The organism is Fictibacillus sp. S7 (assembly GCF_004127935.1).
GTDB lineage: Bacteria > Bacillota > Bacilli > Bacillales > Fictibacillaceae > Fictibacillus_C > Fictibacillus_C enclensis.
Window position 1 is genome coordinate 2,655,365 of record NZ_QJKL01000001.1, and the last position, 19,272, is coordinate 2,674,636.

The window sequence follows — 19,272 nt, forward strand, 5'->3', positions numbered from 1 at the left end:
TTAAAAGAAAAAAGCATTCCCCCGAAACGAATGCTTTCTGCTTATGCTCTATGAATCAAATCTCTTGTCTCTTCCTAAAACCCAACCTTCTCCAAATACAATCCTTCTGCTTCCGCCATTCGGCCAGTTTGGATTCTTTCTTTTGATTCAAGAATAGATGGTATGGAAGCCGCCTCGATTTCTCCTAATCCCACTTCGATTAGCGTTCCGACGACTTTTCTTACCATATTGTAAAGGAATCCGTTGCCTCGGATTTTAATTTCAATAAAGCCTTCTTTTTCCTTGATATCAAGCGAGTAGATTTCACGCACCATGGACTTCTTCTTCCCCTTGGCATTGGAATAGGACGTAAAGTCATGCTCCCCTAAAAAGTGTTTAGCGGCTTCTTTCATCTTTTTCTGATCCAGCTTTTCTTCTACATGCATGCTGTATTTTCGCATGAACGGGTTTGGAAATGGCTTATTCCAGATTTTATAGGAGTAGGTTTTATCCTTCGCATTATAACGCGCATGGAAACGGTCTTGAACGAGCTCAACGTTCACCACGCTGATATCCTGAGGAAGGTATCGGTTTAAATACTTCATCACTTCCTCTTCGGTCATACGCTTTCGCATCTTGAAATTAGCGATTTGAGCAAGCGCGTGGGCACCCGCATCCGTTCTTCCCGATCCAATGATTTCAATCTCTTCTCCTGCCATTTCAGTTAGTACTTTCTCGATTTTACCTTGAATGGTATTTTCGGTATTCCCAAGTCGTTGCCAACCCTTGTATCGGCCGCCATCATATTGGATGGTTAATTTATAATTGTTCATGTTTATCTCCTTGTTTGCTTACTAAAAAAAATTTACCACTTAGATAGTGTAACGGTAATCATGCAGTGAATCAAACCGAACCAAAATAAACTGCACTAATAGGGATGAAAAGAACTCTACGATGGAACAAGTTGCATTGTAATCAAACTTTAACACTTCTCCCCATCTAGAACTGCCCTAGATATCGAAATATATAACTGAGCAAGCAAACACAACCTTTTTCAATCTCTAAAAAGGAATCCACAACCTAAACTCATGTAAAAAAGGCTCAGCGCACTAAGCTCTGAAGCCTTTTTTGCTTTACACGTTAATATTCTCCCTTGATCACAAAGAACGAACCCCGGATGGTTCCAGCGAGTTTAGACTTTTGCCTGGCAAACTTGAACTTGCCTTCTAACTCCTTGGGTATCTCCATCCCCTAAGAAAGCTTAAAACCCACAGCCCGTTTCTTAGGGTTATCCACCGTATACATGACGTTGACCGAAAGACCATCCTCGTAAAAGACGTAGGCGAATTGGATGTTTTCCACTTGAAACCTTGATGTTTCCAGCGGTTTGGCCGCAAACTCAATATCTCGTTCTTCCTTTAAAATCCGGTTCACATAATCAAGTGTTTCCTGGCTTTCGCTGGCTGGTACAACCGTAAATTCGTGTTTGTATTTGTTCATAAAGTAACGGAACCCTGCAAGTGCAACTGACGCAGGGGAAGACTCCAATCCAGCCTCGGATACATTTTTAAAGTCAACAGTATAGGTCATTGCCTTTCCTCCCTACTCTTATTTTCGGATAACAGGAATCCACATTTCACCATAAATCAAGCCATTACGCTGCCCCATCTCAACCGATGCATTGGGTCCGCCAACATAAGCAACGTTTGTTGCTTCTGGCAGGACTTGCCCAAAAGCAACCGCAGCAAGCTTGTTATTCAGATCATCAGCCGATTCCCCTTCCCCTTTGACCACTACGTATTCCCCTTTAGGAAATTGAATCACTCGTGCTTCTTCTGGTGCCTGTTCCTCTGTCATCACGCCTGCATAATGCATCATCTTGTTGTTCACCGCTTCATTCACGGCAAAAATGTAATCATTGGACGCCATGGATTTTAACGTATCCAGCCTTCCATCCTGGTCAACCGCCTGCCAAAAGTCTGCCTTTTCCTTGTGAATGCCCGCATAGTCTGTGTAATCGCTCTTAAGCTCGGTTCCAAGTCCAATCACGATAAAGCCTTCTTTTTCTTCCAGGGTATAATTCGCCATGTTCAATACCTCTTCTCCATTTTTTTAGTGATTTGTAATCATCGCTTGATAGGTATATCATAGCCTTAAATCATGTCAAAAAATGATACTGTTTAGGAGCCCCGATGAAAAAAGTTGAGCGAATCAATGTCATTATGCGCTACATCAACAATCGTGCCCACTTTACCATTTCCGAAATCATGCGGGAGTTTAACATCTCGCGTTCGACCGCCATTCGAGACATAAGGGAAATTGAAGCCATGGGAATGCCCCTTGTCGCTGAGGTTGGAAGGGATGGAGGTTATTTTGTCATGCACAACTCTGTCCTGCCTGACGTTCGCTTTACGAACCATGAAGTTAAAGCGCTTTTTATTGCCTTTATGGCCACTCGAAACCAACAGCTCCCCTATCTGAAGAGCCGTCAGTCTTTAGCTGAAAAATTACTGGGTCTGATATCTGAAAACCAGCAGGATGACCTTGTTCTTTTAAATCAGATCTTACTTTTTGAAGGAACCAACCCACATAATCCTGATTTGCTGGATCTGTCAGACCTTCCCCATCCCTTGCTGGAAACACTCATACAAACCCTGCTTGTGGACCGCTATTTATTCATTACCATTAGAGAAGAGAACACCAGCACATCTTATCCGATTTATCTCTTACACCTTTACCGTGAAAAAAGCGCCTGGCTGATTGAAGGCTTTGACTTAAAAGAAGAAAAGAAGAAAATCATTCCTGTTGACCATCTTACCGATGTTAAGCCCTACCCGGAGAAAAAAAGAATGAGCAAGAAAAAGATCCTGGAAAAGATAAGCAAACAGGAGGAAGCCATCAACCTTGTCCTTGAACTAGGCCCAAAAGCCATAGCCCAGTTCAAAAAATACCATCCTTTAAAAGTGTCCATTTCCTATACCAACCCTTATCAGACGACAGCATTATTAAAGACTTTTATTGATGTAAAAAAGCACGAAGAGCTGACTGAAATGTCCAATTGGCTATTGTTTTTGGGTACAGAAGTCAAGGTGAGGGAAATGCCTGGAGAAATCTTGGAAGGTTTACAAGAAAAGTTGCGCTTATTTTGCCAATAATTATTGAGTGGATGGCAGGTTTAATATATCAGATACAAAAGAGGACGACACATCGGTAATTCATTACCAATGTGCCGTCACTATATTATGAAGAACCTGATCAGGAAAACCATAATAGTTAATTTAAATTTGTTTTTTGATTTATTAACTGGGATTTTCAAGGATATATTTTAGTTTTTGTAAGTCCTTCATATTTGCCTTTTTCATCATCTTTGATATAAATGGAGTAATGATTTTAGAAAAGCCTTTTGGGTTTCCTTTGTTTCTTAATATCATTCGAGTCTGATTATGATCCAAAGAAGACCAAGTATAAATCGTCTCCATTGGAAAAGGACCATTAGCTGTTTTCATTGCAAGCTCCTTTTCTGGTATAACTCCAACAATTTCATATACATATGCAAGCTCTCTGCCTAAAAACTTTGCTTTGAAAGCAATTTTCGAACCAATTTTTAGTGGTTTAGGTGTTTTCCATTCCGCAGAATGAATGTTTACATACCAAGTTGGTGCATTTTCAGGGTCGGATGCAAAGCTTGAAACTTTCTCTATAGGACAGTTTATAATGATTTCTGTCACAACATCTACCATCCGGGTAATCCTCCAATTATTTCTTCCTCATTTATTTTCAAGATAATTTTTTAGTAAAGTACCAAGAAGATAATTCCATCCATTAGTATGCTCTTGTTCCCAATCCTCTTTAATAATACCTGACGCTGTATGCGAAAGTTGAAGCAGGGTTCCCCCATCCTTCTCAATTAACCGATAAGTATAAGCACTATTTACCGCTCCTTGCATCCCAAGATGACCTTGTAAACGAATTTCTTCAGGGGCATTCACATAATAAACATTTCCCCAAATAGCGCCCTTATTTTCTCCCCATTTTTCAATGAATTGCCCTCCCAGAACGGGGTTAAAAGTCAATTGAGAACTTTGATCCTTTGGAGCTAATCGAAATTCCCACCAATCCTGTACATCTTTCGTTAATGCCTTGTAAACCTTTTCTCTAGGCGCATTCATAAAAATCTCTTGCTCAATATGAAATTGATTATTATTAGTTGCCATTGTATTTTTCCTCCCTTGTTCTACTGTGGTTTGTAAGTTTATTAATGAACTTGCAGCAGTTTGTACGAATTTTCCTACCCAGCGATTATGCACCTCTTGGAGAGGCACCGCATTAAGAAAGTTTCTTCTATATTTTCCTTCACGCCGAACGATAACCAAATTCCCTTCTTCCAGAATATTCAAGTGTTTCATAATAGAATATCGAGTAACATCAGGAAAAAAATCATTAAGTTCAGTTGTTGTTTTTGGTGATAACTTCAGGAGGTCAAGAATTCCTCTTCGAATTGGATGATCCAAAGCTCTAAAAACGCTGGAAAGCTCTTCTTTCATTTCAGACTCCTCTCACAGAAACAATTGGAAATCTTTCAAGTGACCAAAAGGTAACATTTAATACGTGACCTAATAGTAACATGTTGAGAAAAACTAGTCAATCCTTGTAAAAATATAAAAAGGCAACACTCAAAAGGGATAGTTGCCTTTTACTAAAGCGATAATTTTATTAATTACGGAGGTTTCACAGTCATCGGTTGAAGATTTTTACGATTTCTGCTTACCGTAAAACTATTTTCCCGGCTGCTTCAACATGTCCGGACTGTATGTTGCAACACATGGATATTGGTAATTCTTTAAAAAAACTAACCGAACCAGTGTCAACTGATTCCGTCAGCAAGATTATTTAAGACACCGTTTTAGTTGTGCTTTATCATTTTTGGCCGATCATTTAACTAAAATAAATCAGGATTCTTTGAAACAAAGTGATCAAGCAAGGCACGCACTTCGTCTGTTGACTTTGTGTGGAATAATTGATTTCTTAATTCACCTGCTCCTCGGAATCCTTTGACATAGATCTTAAAAAAGCGATGAATAGCTGTGAACGGACGCAGCTCCAATTCGGAGTATTGATCAAGGAGATCCAGATGCAATCTTAAGAGATCCAGCAATTCTTTACTGCTATGCTCTTTCGGCTCCTTTTCAAAAGCAAATGGATTATGGAAAATACCACGGCCAATCATAACCCCATCCACACCATATTGTTCTGCGAGCTTCAAGCCCGTTTGACGGTCAGGAATATCCCCATTGATCGTCAAAAGTGTATCAGGGGCCACCTCGTCACGAAGTTTCTTGATCTCCGGGATCAGCTCCCAATGCGCATCGACTTTGCTCATTTCATCTCTTGTGCGCAGATGAATGGACAGATTGACAATGTCTTGTTTTAAGATGTGTGTCAGCCAATCCTTCCATTCGTCTATCTCAGAAAAACCAAGTCTAGTCTTTACACTTACAGGTAATCCTCCTGCTTTTGCGGCTTGTATTAGCTCTGCCGCAACTTCCGGACGACGGATCAGGCCGCTCCCCTTCCCATTCTGTGTTACATTCGGTACAGGACAGCCCATATTGATATCAATGCCCCGAAAGCCCATTTCAGCCATTCCAATACTCATTTGCCGAAAATTTTCAGGACTATCTCCCCAGATATGAGCTACCATTGGCTGTTCATCCTCAGTAAACGTTAGACGCCCCTTCACACTCTGAATCCCCTGTGGGTGACAATAACTATCACTGTTTGTGAACTCTGTAAAAAACACATCAGGTCTGCCAGCTTCACTCACTACATGGCGGAAAACAACATCCGTCACTTCTTCCATTGGTGCTAATATAAAAAATGGTCGTGGTAAGTCACGCCAAAAATTGTCTTTCATAATTCAAATCCAAATCCTCTCATGATGGGATACATAACAAACCTTATCCCAAAATTAAAAAGCAAGATGCCCCTGCTTCCTTTACATTTATACCATGCTTAAACACTTATTATCAAACGGATTCGTTCTACCTCTATTAACCAGTATTCCACTGTTGAAGTTAAAATAAAGATTTACCAGGAAAAGACCCCGAAATCGCAAAAGAATTTTTCGCGAGATCAGGGCCGGACCATAAGGTTTATTTTATTTAGATTGTTACAACTCCAAATTCGCCATTCACTTTTCGTGCACCATTAGTAAGATCATGGCGTGAACAGTTTCCACTGCCCTTCAGATACCACTTCGACCTCTCCATCAATCACTTTGATGGCGGTCTGATCATCCATTGCATACGCCGGCCCCTGCATCCCGGCTGCCCATTTCTCTGCGTTAGCCATTGTGTTGTACGGCAGCATCTCGTGCTCCAGATGCGGAAACATTGCAAAATCGACCAGGTTCAGCGTTTCATCACCGCCGCTGGGTGGAGTCCAGTTAACGAAGAATTCCCCGATGCTCGGTGCCATCACCATACTCCCAGCACTGAGTCCTACATAAACTGAATCCAGCGACGGCAAGAGTTCTGCCAGCCCGGACTGCTTCATCCAGTAATTCAAGTACAATGGATCACCGCCATCCACTAACAGAACGTCAATCTCCTTCACCATCGGAACCCAATGCTCTTTACCGAGGCTCGGCAGCGCTGAGAGTTCCAACACCCCCATAGACTTCCAGCCCACCTCACACATCGGTGCCCCGGATTGTCCATTCAAGAACTTCCATGCGTTCCATGCACCTCCGGGTATGGCGTACACCGCAGTTGGTATACAGAGAGCGTTGGACTCCTCAATCGGCTTGTCCAGCATGTCAACCAGCGCATCACGAATGCTTTTGTTACTAATGCCCCCAGATGTAAGAAGTAATTTCATAACACATCTCCCTCGTCTTTATGTGTCTTTAATTCTTCTGACTTATATTATGGGTATGCAGATTCATGTTCTATCTTAATGTTTATATGAGGGTGTAAACAGAGTCAAGGGATAATAGATTCAATTCAAATCTATTCAGCTTTACAAGAAACAAAAAGAAGGCAACACCCACTAGGGTTAGTTGCCTTCTTTTACTATAGCGCCACACACTCCACATATCTGGACTGTTTGTGGCAACACATGGGATGTTGGTGATTTTAAAAAACAAACGGATCCAGTGTTACTTTAAAATTCTGGAGCAATGCCGCACTTCATCTGTTGACTTTGCCGTCATTAATTAATTTCTTAATTCACTTATCTTCACAGCTTTAAACGGTATTCAGCTGTTGTTTTTTTTAATTGATCGGAACAGTTGACTGATCTTATTTCACTAACAAATGTAGAAACTAATAGTAGTAAACCACCAAGCATCTGAACAATTGTCATCTTTTCTTGCAGGATTATTACAGAAATTAATATAGATACAAATGGATCCACATAACTCAGCATAGCTATACTCTGTCCTTTTAAACCCTCCATACCAGAGAAAAATAACCAAAACCCAATCCCGGTATTAATAATCCCTAAAATTAAGATAAAAGGAATGGAAAAGCTTGATACTTCAAAGATACGAAAGCTGGAAGTCTTGAAAATATAGAGCATTAAAAGCAAAGTGGTTACTCCCAGCTGAATGATGGTCAACTCTAACTTGCTCATATCTTTAATAAATTTATTTAGAAGCAATAACGCAGCATAAAATCCAGCTGCAATTAATCCAAACAAAAGTCCAAGAAAATCATCTGTGCTGGATGCTTTCAGGCCAACTCCTACAATCATTAACATTCCTATGATTGCTACACCAATACACACAATTTTCTTGATAGATAATGGTTCCCCGAGTACAAATGGTGAAAGAATCATCACAAAAACAGGCGCAAAGTAATAACCTAGCGTTGCATTAGCAATTGTTGTATGGTCATAAGATTGGTAAAGAAAAATCCAATTACCTCCCAATGCTATGCTTGAAAGGATCAAAATTAAAGCATTTGATCTAACTGAATTCCATGATATTTTTTTCTTAGTTGCGAAGAATATTAACAATAAAAATAAGCAGCCTATGGAACTGCTTAGTAAAGCTCTCTCCCTCGAAGTTAGATCAATGTTTCGTGCAACTAAACCAATTGTACCGAAAATAACCATTGATAATATAAACTGAATTTTAGATTTCATCATTTACTCCTACGGATCCACGAAACAGCTTATCTTCGCAGATGCTTAATTAGTTTATATTTTGCATTTCGATTACTTTCGGAATGTGCTTTGCATAGGTTAGGAAGTTATTGACGATGAGCTCAGTTTTAACCTTCATATATCCGGTTGTCGTTCCATCACTACATCCATACCACTCTTCTAAAAGAACATCCTTATCGAAAACCACTTGCACAAGATTTTTCTTGTCCATTAAAACACTGAATACAGTAGCTGCTCCAATTTTCACGCCAAGAATTTGTTCCATTAGTTCCGCAGGAGCAAAAGAAACACGTGATATGCTGAGCGTATTGCTGAAATTCTTTGCTTTGAACAGTTTATCTGCGGTGGTTATATATAAATAAAATTCAGTTTTTTTACTATTACAGAGAAACAGCGTTTTTACCATTTTCATATCCAATTTGTGATTAATCTCTATGCAGTCCTTCATTGAAATTGCTTCATGTGTATCCACACGCTCAAATGGAATCTGTAACTCTGCCAATGATTCATAGACCTTTTCTTGAAGATAAGACTTGTAGCTGTCCGGTGCTTTTCCCATAATATCACTCACAAAAAACATCGTTATACACCACTCCTTTCCTAACTTGAATAATGAATAGCAATAATGTATCATACCCACATCCATTACAAAAACGAATGTTTATCATGGATTCCATGACAAAACCAGATGGAATGAGGAAAGAGCTATGAATATCCAAAAATATTTGGCATTTGTCAAATCAGTAGAATTGGGCAGTTTTACAAAAGCTGCCGAAATATTGGACTATTCACAGTCCGGGATTAGCCGTATGATTAATGATTTAGAAAAGGAATGGGGGATTTTTCTTTTTGAAAGAGGACGTACGGGTATCAATTTAACCTCAGAGGGTTTAAAATTATTGCCTCAATTAAAGAGAATTTGCAATGAATACGAAATCTTAATGAAGCAAATTGGAGACTTGCATAATTTGGAATCCGGTATCATTCGTATTGGGACATTTTCCAGCGTAGCATCTCATTGGCTTCCTAACATTCTTAATATTTTCAAGAAGGATTACCCAATGATTGATTTTGAATTTCTTCTTGGTGATTACACGGAAATTGAAAGCTGGATCCTTAATGGGCGTGTTGACTTTGGATTTATGCGGCTGCCGACAACAGCAGAACTTGAAACTGTATTTTTGGAACAAGACCGTTTGCTGGTAGTGATCCCACACGATCATCCTCTTTCTAATTGCGAAAAGTTTCCCATCAACGGCTTACTGAACAGTCCATTTATGCTATTGGAAAAGGGAGCGAAAACAGAGATTTCCGAAATTTTTGAGAGACACCAAATCGCACCGCATGTTAATTTTACAACATGGGATGACTATGCCATTATGTCTATGGTGGAAAATGGGCTGGGAATCAGTATTTTACCAGAATTGATATTACAGCGTATTCCACACAAAATTATTGCTAAAGAGCTTGAAGTTCCTGCTTTTAGAAATATTGGTGTTGCTATGAGGGAACAAAAATCTCTTTCCCTAGCGTCCAAGAAATTTTTAGAATATTTATCATATAGGAACAGAGAGTAAATGAGTATGATGATTCAAAAACCAATTGCAAATGAAATTTTGTTCTCAATCTTAGAGATAAGCTAAAAGAAGTCCCCAAACTCAAGGAACTCCCCCAAGTTCCTCATTCTCATTCATTAGTTGATAAAGGTACCTGTAAACAAGACGGCAGCATTTGTATCCAGTACAGCTTCGTTAATCCATTTCAAGAAACTAAAAAAGGCAACACCCATAAGGGTTAGTTGCCTTCTTTTACTATAAGTTGCGCCACACACTCCACATGCGTCGTCTGCGGGAACATATCCACCGGCTGCACTTCAAGCGTCTTGAATCCGCCATCCTCCAAGATCCTCAAATCCCTTGCCAGCGTAGACGGATTACAGCTAACATACACCACACGCTTTGGCTTCATTTCGATAATGGTTTGAAGCAGGGCTTCGTCACAGCCTTTGCGAGGCGGGTCGACGACAATCACGTCAGGGGTGATACCTTGCTCTTTCCATTTCGGGATGACGACTTCGGCTTCTCCAACGGCGAACTCCGCGTTATCGAGACCGTTCAGCTCGGCGTTTCGTCTGGCGTCTTCAATGGCTTCCGGCACGATTTCCACACCGTACACCTTTTTCGCTTTTTGCGCCAGGAAAAGAGAAATCGTCCCGATGCCGCAATAGGCATCAATGACGGTTTCGTCTCCTGTCAGCTCCGCATATTTCAGGGCCTGATCATAAAGGACCTTCGTTTGCTCAGGGTTGATTTGGTAGAACGAACGGGCAGAGATGGCGAATTTGATATCGCCGATATAGTCGTAAATGTATTCCGAGCCCCAGAGAACCTTCGTTTCGTCGCCAAAAATAACATTGGTTTTCTTCGTGTTAACGTTTTGCACGACCGACTTGAGCTGCGGAAGGGCGTCCACGATGTCTTCCACGATTTTTTTGCGGTTCGGCAAATCCTTTCCATTGGTCACGAGAACCATCATGAGCTCGTTTGTCGTTTTACCAAAGCGGGCGATCACATGGCGGACCATGCCTTTATGGCGCGCTTCATCATACGGCGTGATGCCATATTTGTTCAGAATCTTTTTAACTACCTGAATGGCTTCATCAGCCGTATCACCTGTGATGATGCAGGTGTCCATTTCCACAATTTCATGGCTGCGCTTTTGGTAGAACCCCGTGATGAGACGGCCTTCTCGCTCACCGACAGGCACCTGGGCTTTGTTTCGGTAGCGCCAAGGCTCGTCTCCCATGCCAAGTGTCGGGAGCACCGGCACGTTTTCGATCTTGCCGATGCGCTGAAGTACGTCTTTCACCTGCTTGCGCTTGAACTCGAGCTGTCCCGGATAGGACAGGTGCTGAATTTGGCAGCCGCCGCAGCCCTTTTTATAAACCGGGCATGGCGGGTCCACCCTGTCCGGACTTTCTTCTGTCACTTCCATCAACCGGCCGAAGCCGTATCCTTTTTTCAAACCAACGACCTTGACCATGGCACGCTCGCCCGGCAGGCCGTTTGGAACAAACAGCGGAAATCCTTCTACCTTCGCCACACCGGAACCGTCATGGGTCAGGTCGGAGAATTCCACTTCATAGATTTCATTTTTTGAGACCGGCGCATTCGCCTTTGCCATTGTACATCGTTCCTTTATCTTCAGTTCTTTCCTGATTGTAGCATACCTGGCTCTTCTTAAACGATCGTTTAAATGAAACGTTTGTTTAACTTACTCTCAAGTATACCCTTATGCCTTGTATGGTAACGGGCAAAAAGAAAAGATGAGACCCTCTTATAGAGTCCCATCCTCTGCAATTTGCACACGTTCTTTTGGCACGAGCATCTGGAAGTGATGGCGAAGGTTAACGAATTCGCCCGGCAGAAGTCCTCCGAATTCACCATCCAGGTTGAGCTGCATTTTATCGGTTGGCCGAACCTTGACCCGGTTTGCTTTTGTGTAGATTACATGGTCGTCATTCACGTGCTCACCGCGCAGAGCAAGGGTTGCAATGCGAACAAATTCAGCCAGGTTCGTTTTCTTCAAAATGATAAGATCAAACATGCCGTCATTGAACTCGGACGTTGGCGCAAGTTTTTCAAAACCGCCAATGGAGTTTGTGTTGGCCACGAGAAACAGCATGATTTCGCCCTGAAACAGCTTGCCGTCATATTCGATCTCAGCGTAGGTCGGACGGATGGATGGCAGCATCTCGATCCCTTTTAAGAAATACGCGAGCTGGCCAATCATCGTCTTCAGCCTGCTTGGCACTTCATACGTGAGCTCGGTAATGCGGCCGCCGCCGGCAATGTTGATAAAAAACTTATCATTCACTTTTCCGATATCCACAGGAATTTCCGCACCCTGGCAGAGAACGTCGCATGCGCCTTCAATCGTACGCGGAACACCGAGCGCACGGGCAAAGTCATTCGTCGTTCCAGCCGGAATAATGCCCAGCTTCGGACGCTCTTCCAGGTCCGCTAGACCGTTGACCACCTCATAGATCGTACCGTCACCGCCAGCGGCAATGACAAGATCAAATCCACGCTCACCGGCAAGCCTGGCCGCTTTTGTGGCAGAGCCTTCCTCGGGTGTCGTGGCATGGGTGGACGTTTCATAGCCTGCGATCTCCAAACGTTCTAAAATATACGGAAGCTGTTTTTTGATCGCTTCTCTTCCGGATGTGGGATTGTATATAAGTCGAGCACGTTTCATAGTTTCACCTGATTTGTTTTTTCTAATGATTTGTTTATTAACATGATATGCCTGAACCAGAAAAAACAGCCCAAACCTGGACTGCTTAATACCATCTCTTATTATAGTGATTCACCTTCAAAAAAGCAAAACCGAAAATAGGAAATATTTATGAAATAACTTTCAGCCCAATAGCTGCAGCAACGACCATCGCCATGAATAAAATCCGCTTCCAGTCCCGGGATTCTCCGTAGACAAACATGCCGATGAGCACTCCGCCAACTGTGCCGATCCCTGTCCAGACCGCATAGGCCGTTCCCATGGACAGGCTTTGCATCGCCAGGGAAAGAAACGAGAAGCTGCACACGAAGCCGAGAATCAGAACGAGAATGGACACGAAGTTTTTCTTTCTGGAAATCCGGTTCATCCCGATCACGCCGAGCACTTCAAACGATCCGGCAATAATGACATAGAGCCAGCCCATTACACTTCACTCCCTTTTGCTTCAGGTTCTCCGGTGACGGCTTTTAAGCCCATCACTCCGACAAGCAACAGCGCGATCAGTGAAACCTTCGCCCAGCTGAACGGCACACCAAAGAACAGCATTTCTGCCAGCACGGTTCCCGCTGTCCCGAGACCGGTAAATACGGCATAAACCGTTCCGACCGGCAATTTATTTAAACAGGGAATCAATAGAAAGAAGCTGACAACGATCACAAGACCCGTTGCCGTCCACTCCAGCGGTGTGTCCGCATGCTTCAGTCCGCTCACCCAGAGCACTTCAAGCAATCCTCCCATAATCACCAAAAACCAATATCGATTCATTTACCTTCACCTCTTAGTTGAATAACGCACGTTCATACATATACCACGACGACTGCAGCCGCTCTTCAGCCCGGTCGTTTCCGCCGTACAGCATCTCGACAAACACACCATCTAAAAGCGCAATATACGCTTTTGCGGCCTGTTTGATGTCCAGGTTTTGCATTTCGTGATGCTGTGCCTTCGCTTCCACAAACTCCTGAAGCAGTAAGTCTTCCATCTGATCCAGATAGCGGTATACGTATTCAATGATCTGCTGCTGCAAATGTTCGGGCGGAAAAAATGAAGTCCGGAGCCAGAACTTAGCCCGTTCATCTTGTTCGTAGCTTTCCTTTTGCAGCTTCAGGTAACCATACAGCTTTTCCTTAAAGGATTGGCCGCCCTTTTTGATATAATCGACCGCCTGCTTCCACTCGTTCTGAACCGCTTCTTCGGTTACCGCCAAAAACAATTCATCCTTGTTTTTAAAATGAGCATAGATGGAGGGTTTCTTGATTCCCACATCGGCCGCAATCATGGCGAGCGATGCCCCGCTGTATCCGTGATTGGCAAAATGAGTCAGCGCCGCGGCTTTAATTTTATCTGCTGTCACATTTAACACCTACCTATCGTTCGTTAGGTAAAATTTTCTCACAAACCTTCATTGATGTCAAAGGAATCGGCTTCAGGAAGGTTTTTACAAAGTAAGATAGAACATAAAGAAGGGAACTTAGTAAAGGAGAGAAAAATAATGACCACTATACATCTTACCTATCGTTTTTCCAACCGCTATGACTTTCCGCAATTGACGGAACTTGAAAACTTAGTTTGGAACACGGAGAACACACCGGCAGAGATCCGCTACACCTCTACCGATGAATATGCACAGCACTGTCCGGAAGGCAGCCAGCTTCTGGCCCTCTCCGGTGACCGGGTGTGCGGCGCTTTTTCCTATCGCATCCCTACGCACCTTGAGAGCAACCAGCATGTCGCGGAATTGGCTCTTGCTATCCATCCGGACTTTCAGGGCCGGGGCGTGGCCCAGGCACTGATGAAAGAAGGCGAAGAATGGATGAAGCGCCTTGGCAAAACCAAGCTTTCGCTTCGGGTCATGGCCACCAACCCACGAGCGATCCGTTTTTATGAAAAATGCGGATTTATCCGCCAGGGAGTACTGGTGAACGAATTTCGCATTAACGGACAATATGTGGATGACATCATGATGTATAAAATGCTCGATGACTAGGGCAGAACTGAATGTACAGCCTCCCGGAGCGGAAAAGAGTCTGTTGCTGAAGCTGCTCTGGCTGTATCCTGTTGTGTTTCTTCTTCATGATGCTGAGGAAATTCTCTGGATTAAACCATTTCTCAATGCACATAAAAACGAGGCCCCTTTCAACAGGCTGCCGGTCGACCGCATTACTACGGGAACGTTTGCGGCCAGTGTGGGATTGATTTTCCTTGTGATTTTGGCGCTGTGCTTATATATCAGCAAAAACACAGGGGAACGACGGCCCGTTTTCCGGCTGCTCGCTGCCGTACTGTTTATGAATGGAATCGCCCATGTGCTGCAGGCGATTTATTTTACCGGGTACACACCCGGTGTGGTAACTTCAGTGCTTTTGATTTTTCCATATGCCTATTTCGTCTGGAAAAAAGATTCCATAAAGGGCCGGATACTGGCGATGTATCTCCTGGCAGGTTTTGTCGTTCAGATCCCGCTCGCCCTTGGCGCTGTCATTGCCGGCACCCTGCTTTTCCAATCGTGAACAATTTGCGGATGTTGAAGGCTTTCCCTTGTTTTAACAATAGGTAACCGATACTATTAATATGTGAAAAGGCACTTATTTGTTTTTTGAAAAGGAGGAAATTTCGTTGTTCAATATTTTGTTGCAATCGCATTCCGGCTCATGGGCAATTCTGGTCATCTTATTTTTGATTACATATTTCACACGACAAAAAGTGACGCTCATGCTGCAGCGCCTCTTTTACCTCATCATGATCGTGACCGGCGTGGGGATGCTCGTACAGCTTCACTTCCCGCTTCATTACGTGTTAAAAGGAATCCTCGCCATTGTGCTGATCGGCGTCATGGAAATGATGGTTGCCCGCAAACGCAAAGGCAATCCGATGGCAGCGATGTGGATCGTCCTCATCATCCTGCTCGCGCTCGTTCTATTGCTTGCCTATAACGTTATTGGATAATCACAAAAAAATCCGGCTTCCTCTTACAGAGGGCCGGATTTTTGTTTGTAACTAAGCTTATCTTTTCAATTTTGTGATTTAATTATACCATCCCATCTTTTTGCATCCGACATATGAATGCCAAACTGATCCAATGCCCGGTATACAATATGATTCACTACATCATCAATTGTTTCTGGATGGTTATAAAATGCAGGCATTGGCGGGAAAATGATCGTTCCCATACGTGATAGGGACAGCATGTTTTCAAGATGAATATCATTCAGAGGAGTCTCACGCGTTAACAGTAACAGCTTTTTTCGCTCCTTTAAAATGACGTCCGCTGCACGCGTGACCAGGTTATCTGCCAGTCCCATACGGATTGACGCTAATGTTTTCATACTGCAAGGCGCCACAATCATCCCATCCACTTGAAAGGAACCACTGGAAATTTTGGCTCCCAGATCTTTATATGAATACGTATAATCCGCCAGCTTCTCCACTTCCTGCGGTGTATACGGCGTTTCTACCTTGATCGTCGCAGCTGCCCATGAAGACATAACCAAATGTGTTTCGACTTCTGTATCTTTAAGAAGCTCCAAGAGCCGGATTCCAAAAATGGCTCCTGTCGCTCCGGACATTCCCACAATTATCTTCATCTATCGTTCTCCTTCTTCGATCAACGAGTCTATATATAGCTTATCATAATCATTATACACACAGGCTTATTATAGTCATAATTGCGGGCAAATGACACCCCATACTCCCACTCCACCTATCTCACCCAGAAAAAGCCCCTCTAAAACCACAAAAAAAGAGCGCATACAGCGCCCTTTTTTCAAATACAAGCCAAAATCGGAAACTTGCTGTTACTGGCCAGAATTCCATATTTGGCTGAAATCGAAACTTTACTGGCCAGCCTCCCTCTATTTGGAATCCAGTCGCTCCCCATTAGAGGCGATCACATCTTTATACCAGAAGAATGACTTCTTCTTTTTCCGTTCAAGGGTTCCGCTGCCGTCGTCCTGCTTGTCGACGTAAATCATTCCGTACCGCTTGGAAAACTCGCCGGAGGACGCACTCACCAGGTCGATGCAGCCCCAGCTCGTGTAGCCCATAACCTCGGCACCGTCTTCAATTGCTTCTCCCATCGCTTTGATGTGTTCCCGCAGGTAGTCGATGCGGTAGTCATCCTGGATGGAGCCGTCTTCTTCCACCTTGTCATAGGCACCCAAGCCGTTTTCCACAACGAACAGAGGAACCTGGTAGCGGTCATAGAGTTTGTTCAGACTGATGCGAAGTCCTTCAGGGTCGATCTCCCATCCCCAGTCACTCGCTTTCAGGAATGGGTTTTTCACGCCGCCAATGATGTTTCCTTCTGACGATTCCCCTCCGGTCTTCTCTTTCTTTTCCGTGCGGGACATGTAATAGCTGAAACCAATATAGTCCACGGTCCCTTCTTTTATGAGCTCAAGGTCGCCTTCCTGGATGTCCAGCTCGATGCCGTGTTCTTTAAAATAACGCTTGATGTAGGAGGGATATTCCCCGCGTACCTGAACGTCTGCACAGAAGTAGTTAAACAAACGCTCTTCCTCATAGGCATACATCACATTTTCCGGGTTGCTGTCATAGGAATAGACCGGTGCAAATAGGATCATGTTGCCGATTTTGGCCTCCGGAATGATTTCGTGGCAGGCTTTAACCGCAATCGCACTCGCCACAAACTGATGATGAAACGCCTGGAATGTCGGCTGGTATTTGTCCTCTTCCTTTTGGATCGCGAAACCAAGTCCCTGGATCGGCATGACCAGACCGCTGTTGATCTCGTTAAACGTCATCCAATACTTCACTTTATTTTTATACCGGTTGAAAATTTCATTTACGTACCGCTTAAAGAAAATGACGACTTGCCGGTTTCTCCAACCGCCGTATTCAGTTACGAGATGAAGCGGCATCTCATAATGCGAGATGGTGACAACAGGTTCAATTCCATGCTTATGAAGCTCATCAAACACACAGTCATAGAACGCCAATCCTTCCTCATTAGGCTCAAACTCATTACCGTTTGGAAAAATGCGGGTCCAGGCAATCGACAGACGGAATACCTTGAAACCCATATCGGCAAACAGCGTAATATCTTCCTTATAACGATGATAGAAATCAATCGCCTCATGGTTCGGATAGCTGTATTCATCCTGATGAACCTTGAAATCAAAACCGGGATTAAGCAAAATATCATACCGTTCTTTTCCGCCCGGAAGAACGTCCGCAATATTTAACCCTTTTCCACCTTCACCAAAACCGCCTTCAATCTGATTGGCAGCTGTTGCTCCTCCCCATAAAAAACCTTCACGAAACGTGTATGTTTTCAAATGGATGACCTCCGTATCTATGGTTAACACTTGTTATGATGTGTTTTTTGCAGTCTTCAATACGCTTTATTAAAATCGTAACGTGATACGGCATGAAAATAAACGGGTGTTGGCCATTTGGTTTTGTTTCACACGGAGAGTCACTTGTGACTAAATGAGCTTAAGACACGCAGGCCGTAGGTATAGACGAATAGGCAAAGTTCCTTACTCTGCAGAAAAAAGATAAAATAAACATAACCCGCCGATAAAAATATATGTTCGTATATTTTTTGGGGGGAATTTCCTCTTTATTGTCGAAATATTAGATGCTCAGTAGTAAGTAATGCCTGAAATCAATAAATTCCCATTATGCAACAAGATTAAGAAGTGAATTAGGTCTTTATGAACACCTTTTAGAGAGATTGATATACTTAGAGAAAAAAGACTTGCCTTTTGATGGCTAGAAGGAAACCATTCTGAGGAAATCTGTTTCCAAGCATTTTGCATGGAGTCTGGCATTGCCCCGTGAACTTCAAATACCCCCCACTTGGTAGCAGGAATAGAAAGGATCTCTAAACCTTCCGGCAGGAACCTTCATATTCAGCTGCAATCCATTAATCCATTAATCCGGGCTTCTGGGAACGTTTGTCTACACAGACACCCACAACGCGGTTGATTTCACCATTATTCAGTTCAATTAACAAGTTATTTGTGCCATTGCATGAACGTCATCCCACATTTTAGGGATTTCCCGAGGGTTTTCGCCATTTACACAGGAAAACTCTCGCCTAACTCCAACCACTTGAAAACTATCTCGTTCAACAATTTTATTATTCATCCGTTCTGCTCCCATCAGATTCTATATCTTTAAAATTAGGGAGGAATTAATCAAAATTTATTTTCCCTTTCCTAACCCATTCATGATGAATTGTATTGTACGCTCTGTTTCCAGTTCATCATCCCACGGGGCATCCGGGAACAGGATATATCGTGAAAATAAGTAGCCCATTACACTGGTAATTACAAGGCGAGCAACACTAACGGGCGGCATTTCAATAATTTGGCCTTTTTGCTGATAACCTTCAATGATATGTGAAACACGATCAAATAAGTTCTTGGCAATCAAGTCAATAAATTGTTCTCTTAATTCCGGTTGGAAGGGAATCTCCTGAAGCATAATTTTAACAACAGGAAGAAGTTTCTTTAAGACATCCCTGCGGTTTTCAATCGTTGCCCTGAGAAAATCCTCAACACGGTCGTACTGCTGGTTTAAGACCTTATCAAAATCATTTACGATATAGGGGCCGACGACCTTGGCCATTATGGGAGCTACGATTGCCATCAATAAATCCTTTTTGGTTTTATAATGACGGAAAATGGTTCCTTCCGCTACGCCGGCCTTTTTAGCAATTTCGTTAGTAGAAGTGGAGGCATACCCTTTTTCAGAAAAGGATTCAATCGCCGCAAGGAGTATTTTCCTTTGCTTTTCGGTTAATTTTTCCTCATCAAACAGCTGCTGAATCAGCATTTCTTCTTGTTCAAACATGGTTTA

General features: G+C 43.0%; 23 protein-coding genes and 1 pseudogene. 5 read left to right on the forward strand and 19 right to left on the reverse strand.

The window, feature by feature from the left end:
- Nucleotides 1-74 precede the first annotated feature (74 nt).
- The 3 genes and pseudogenes from truA to DMO16_RS13650 form a co-directional block, all read right to left on the reverse strand.
- The gene (truA, locus tag DMO16_RS13640) at nt 75-812 is read right to left on the reverse strand and encodes a tRNA pseudouridine(38-40) synthase TruA (protein ID WP_129478067.1); all 738 of its coding nucleotides are present in this window, start codon (nt 810-812) and stop codon (nt 75-77) included.
- Between the two features lie 307 nt (nt 813-1,119).
- A pseudogene (locus tag DMO16_RS13645) lies at nt 1,120-1,569 on the reverse strand (phage tail protein).
- Between the two features lie 18 nt (nt 1,570-1,587).
- Nucleotides 1,588-2,067, reverse strand: coding sequence for a GyrI-like domain-containing protein (locus DMO16_RS13650; protein ID WP_129478069.1), 480 nt, complete (start codon nt 2,065-2,067; stop codon nt 1,588-1,590).
- Between the two features lie 104 nt (nt 2,068-2,171).
- On the opposite strand from DMO16_RS13650, the gene DMO16_RS13655 reads away from it, so the two are divergent.
- Complete coding sequence (locus tag DMO16_RS13655; RefSeq protein WP_129478071.1) at nt 2,172-3,134, forward strand: helix-turn-helix transcriptional regulator; 963 nt, start codon at nt 2,172-2,174, stop codon at nt 3,132-3,134.
- 144 nt (nt 3,135-3,278) lie between these two features.
- Here DMO16_RS13655 and DMO16_RS13660 read toward each other — a convergent pair whose 3' ends face one another.
- The 6 genes from DMO16_RS13660 to DMO16_RS13685 form a co-directional block, all read right to left on the reverse strand.
- A complete protein-coding gene (locus tag DMO16_RS13660) occupies nt 3,279-3,719 on the reverse strand; it encodes an SRPBCC family protein (protein ID WP_129478074.1) in 441 nt (146 codons plus the stop codon).
- Between the two features lie 27 nt (nt 3,720-3,746).
- A complete protein-coding gene (locus DMO16_RS13665) occupies nt 3,747-4,523 on the reverse strand; it encodes an SRPBCC domain-containing protein (RefSeq protein ID WP_129478076.1) in 777 nt (258 codons plus the stop codon).
- 395 nt (nt 4,524-4,918) lie between these two features.
- Nucleotides 4,919-5,893: a tRNA dihydrouridine synthase gene (locus DMO16_RS13670; protein ID WP_129478078.1), complete on the reverse strand. Its 975-nt coding sequence runs from the start codon at nt 5,891-5,893 to the stop codon at nt 4,919-4,921.
- Nucleotides 5,894-6,195: 302 nt separating this feature from the next.
- Nucleotides 6,196-6,858 carry a Type 1 glutamine amidotransferase-like domain-containing protein gene (locus DMO16_RS13675; RefSeq protein ID WP_129478080.1) on the reverse strand — a complete coding sequence of 221 codons (663 nt, stop codon included), beginning with the start codon at nt 6,856-6,858 and terminating at the stop codon, nt 6,196-6,198.
- Nucleotides 6,859-7,218: 360 nt separating this feature from the next.
- Nucleotides 7,219-8,127, reverse strand: a complete 909-nt coding sequence (locus DMO16_RS13680; RefSeq protein ID WP_129478082.1) for a DMT family transporter — start codon at nt 8,125-8,127, stop codon at nt 7,219-7,221.
- Between the two features lie 49 nt (nt 8,128-8,176).
- Entirely contained in the window at nt 8,177-8,728 is a 552-nt protein-coding gene (locus tag DMO16_RS13685; RefSeq protein WP_129478084.1) for a prolyl-tRNA synthetase associated domain-containing protein, read from the reverse strand.
- 127 nt (nt 8,729-8,855) lie between these two features.
- Between DMO16_RS13685 and DMO16_RS13690 the strand changes: the two genes are divergently transcribed.
- Nucleotides 8,856-9,725: a LysR family transcriptional regulator gene (locus DMO16_RS13690; protein WP_129478086.1), complete on the forward strand. Its 870-nt coding sequence runs from the start codon at nt 8,856-8,858 to the stop codon at nt 9,723-9,725.
- Between the two features lie 217 nt (nt 9,726-9,942).
- On the opposite strand, the gene rlmD is transcribed toward DMO16_RS13690, so the two are convergent.
- From rlmD to DMO16_RS13715, 5 genes are all read right to left on the reverse strand, one after another.
- Nucleotides 9,943-11,331 carry a 23S rRNA (uracil(1939)-C(5))-methyltransferase RlmD gene (rlmD, locus tag DMO16_RS13695; protein WP_129478088.1) on the reverse strand — a complete coding sequence of 463 codons (1,389 nt, stop codon included), beginning with the start codon at nt 11,329-11,331 and terminating at the stop codon, nt 9,943-9,945.
- 153 nt (nt 11,332-11,484) lie between these two features.
- Nucleotides 11,485-12,405, reverse strand: a complete 921-nt coding sequence (locus DMO16_RS13700) for a diacylglycerol kinase (RefSeq protein WP_129478090.1) — start codon at nt 12,403-12,405, stop codon at nt 11,485-11,487.
- Nucleotides 12,406-12,553: 148 nt separating this feature from the next.
- Complete coding sequence (locus DMO16_RS13705; protein WP_129478092.1) at nt 12,554-12,868, reverse strand: DMT family transporter; 315 nt, start codon at nt 12,866-12,868, stop codon at nt 12,554-12,556.
- The gene (locus DMO16_RS13710) at nt 12,868-13,209 is read right to left on the reverse strand and encodes a DMT family transporter (RefSeq protein WP_061974862.1); all 342 of its coding nucleotides are present in this window, start codon (nt 13,207-13,209) and stop codon (nt 12,868-12,870) included. The genes DMO16_RS13705 and DMO16_RS13710 overlap by 1 nt, the downstream gene beginning before the upstream one ends.
- A gap of 13 nt (nt 13,210-13,222) precedes the next feature.
- Nucleotides 13,223-13,798, reverse strand: coding sequence for a TetR/AcrR family transcriptional regulator (locus DMO16_RS13715; RefSeq protein ID WP_129478094.1), 576 nt, complete (start codon nt 13,796-13,798; stop codon nt 13,223-13,225).
- Between the two features lie 138 nt (nt 13,799-13,936).
- Here DMO16_RS13715 and DMO16_RS13720 point away from each other — a divergent pair, with 138 nt between their 5' ends.
- From DMO16_RS13720 to DMO16_RS13730, 3 genes are all read left to right on the forward strand, one after another.
- Nucleotides 13,937-14,431: a GNAT family N-acetyltransferase gene (locus DMO16_RS13720; protein WP_164988925.1), complete on the forward strand. Its 495-nt coding sequence runs from the start codon at nt 13,937-13,939 to the stop codon at nt 14,429-14,431.
- A complete protein-coding gene (locus tag DMO16_RS13725) occupies nt 14,424-14,954 on the forward strand; it encodes an HXXEE domain-containing protein (protein ID WP_129478098.1) in 531 nt (176 codons plus the stop codon). Before DMO16_RS13720 ends, DMO16_RS13725 begins: the two co-directional genes overlap by 8 nt.
- A 106-nt stretch (nt 14,955-15,060) precedes the next feature.
- Nucleotides 15,061-15,390: a DUF1516 family protein gene (locus DMO16_RS13730; protein WP_129478100.1), complete on the forward strand. Its 330-nt coding sequence runs from the start codon at nt 15,061-15,063 to the stop codon at nt 15,388-15,390.
- Between the two features lie 65 nt (nt 15,391-15,455).
- Here DMO16_RS13730 and DMO16_RS13735 read toward each other — a convergent pair whose 3' ends face one another.
- The 5 genes from DMO16_RS13735 to DMO16_RS13750 form a co-directional block, all read right to left on the reverse strand.
- Nucleotides 15,456-16,028 carry a non-oxidative hydroxyarylic acid decarboxylases subunit B gene (locus DMO16_RS13735; protein ID WP_129478102.1) on the reverse strand — a complete coding sequence of 191 codons (573 nt, stop codon included), beginning with the start codon at nt 16,026-16,028 and terminating at the stop codon, nt 15,456-15,458.
- Nucleotides 16,029-16,295: 267 nt separating this feature from the next.
- On the reverse strand, nt 16,296-17,741 hold the full coding sequence (locus DMO16_RS13740) for a glycoside hydrolase family 1 protein (RefSeq protein WP_129478104.1): 1,446 nt from the start codon (nt 17,739-17,741) through the stop codon (nt 16,296-16,298).
- A gap of 309 nt (nt 17,742-18,050) precedes the next feature.
- Nucleotides 18,051-18,308 carry a GyrI-like domain-containing protein gene (locus DMO16_RS25445; protein ID WP_129480397.1) on the reverse strand — a complete coding sequence of 86 codons (258 nt, stop codon included), beginning with the start codon at nt 18,306-18,308 and terminating at the stop codon, nt 18,051-18,053.
- 109 nt (nt 18,309-18,417) lie between these two features.
- Nucleotides 18,418-18,558, reverse strand: coding sequence for a GyrI-like domain-containing protein (locus DMO16_RS24345; protein WP_164988926.1), 141 nt, complete (start codon nt 18,556-18,558; stop codon nt 18,418-18,420).
- A 57-nt stretch (nt 18,559-18,615) separates the two neighbouring features.
- Complete coding sequence (locus DMO16_RS13750; RefSeq protein WP_129478107.1) at nt 18,616-19,266, reverse strand: TetR/AcrR family transcriptional regulator; 651 nt, start codon at nt 19,264-19,266, stop codon at nt 18,616-18,618.
- Nucleotides 19,267-19,272 lie beyond the last annotated feature (6 nt).

Bases quoted from the DNA above. Each gene is read 5' to 3' on its own strand.
- DMO16_RS13725 (WP_129478098.1), top strand. From the start codon at position 14,424: ATGACTAGGGCAGAACTGAATGTACAGCCTCCCGGAGCGGAAAAGAGT.
- DMO16_RS13720 (WP_164988925.1), top strand. From the start codon at position 13,937: ATGACCACTATACATCTTACCTATCGTTTTTCCAACCGCTATGACTTT.
- DMO16_RS13660 (WP_129478074.1), bottom strand. From the start codon at position 3,719: ATGGTAGATGTTGTGACAGAAATCATTATAAACTGTCCTATAGAGAAA.
- DMO16_RS13700 (WP_129478090.1), bottom strand. From the start codon at position 12,405: ATGAAACGTGCTCGACTTATATACAATCCCACATCCGGAAGAGAAGCG.
- DMO16_RS13665 (WP_129478076.1), bottom strand. From the start codon at position 4,523: ATGAAAGAAGAGCTTTCCAGCGTTTTTAGAGCTTTGGATCATCCAATT.
- DMO16_RS13750 (WP_129478107.1), bottom strand. From the start codon at position 19,266: ATGTTTGAACAAGAAGAAATGCTGATTCAGCAGCTGTTTGATGAGGAA.
- DMO16_RS13735 (WP_129478102.1), bottom strand. From the start codon at position 16,028: ATGAAGATAATTGTGGGAATGTCCGGAGCGACAGGAGCCATTTTTGGA.
- DMO16_RS13675 (WP_129478080.1), bottom strand. From the start codon at position 6,858: ATGAAATTACTTCTTACATCTGGGGGCATTAGTAACAAAAGCATTCGT.
- DMO16_RS13705 (WP_129478092.1), bottom strand. From the start codon at position 12,868: ATGGGCTGGCTCTATGTCATTATTGCCGGATCGTTTGAAGTGCTCGGC.
- rlmD (WP_129478088.1), bottom strand. From the start codon at position 11,331: ATGGCAAAGGCGAATGCGCCGGTCTCAAAAAATGAAATCTATGAAGTG.
- DMO16_RS13690 (WP_129478086.1), top strand. From the start codon at position 8,856: ATGAATATCCAAAAATATTTGGCATTTGTCAAATCAGTAGAATTGGGC.
- DMO16_RS13680 (WP_129478082.1), bottom strand. From the start codon at position 8,127: ATGAAATCTAAAATTCAGTTTATATTATCAATGGTTATTTTCGGTACA.
- DMO16_RS13670 (WP_129478078.1), bottom strand. From the start codon at position 5,893: ATGAAAGACAATTTTTGGCGTGACTTACCACGACCATTTTTTATATTA.
- DMO16_RS13685 (WP_129478084.1), bottom strand. From the start codon at position 8,728: ATGTTTTTTGTGAGTGATATTATGGGAAAAGCACCGGACAGCTACAAG.
- DMO16_RS13655 (WP_129478071.1), top strand. From the start codon at position 2,172: ATGAAAAAAGTTGAGCGAATCAATGTCATTATGCGCTACATCAACAAT.
- truA (WP_129478067.1), bottom strand. From the start codon at position 812: ATGAACAATTATAAATTAACCATCCAATATGATGGCGGCCGATACAAG.
- DMO16_RS13710 (WP_061974862.1), bottom strand. From the start codon at position 13,209: ATGAATCGATATTGGTTTTTGGTGATTATGGGAGGATTGCTTGAAGTG.
- DMO16_RS13650 (WP_129478069.1), bottom strand. From the start codon at position 2,067: ATGGCGAATTATACCCTGGAAGAAAAAGAAGGCTTTATCGTGATTGGA.
- DMO16_RS24345 (WP_164988926.1), bottom strand. From the start codon at position 18,558: ATGAATAATAAAATTGTTGAACGAGATAGTTTTCAAGTGGTTGGAGTT.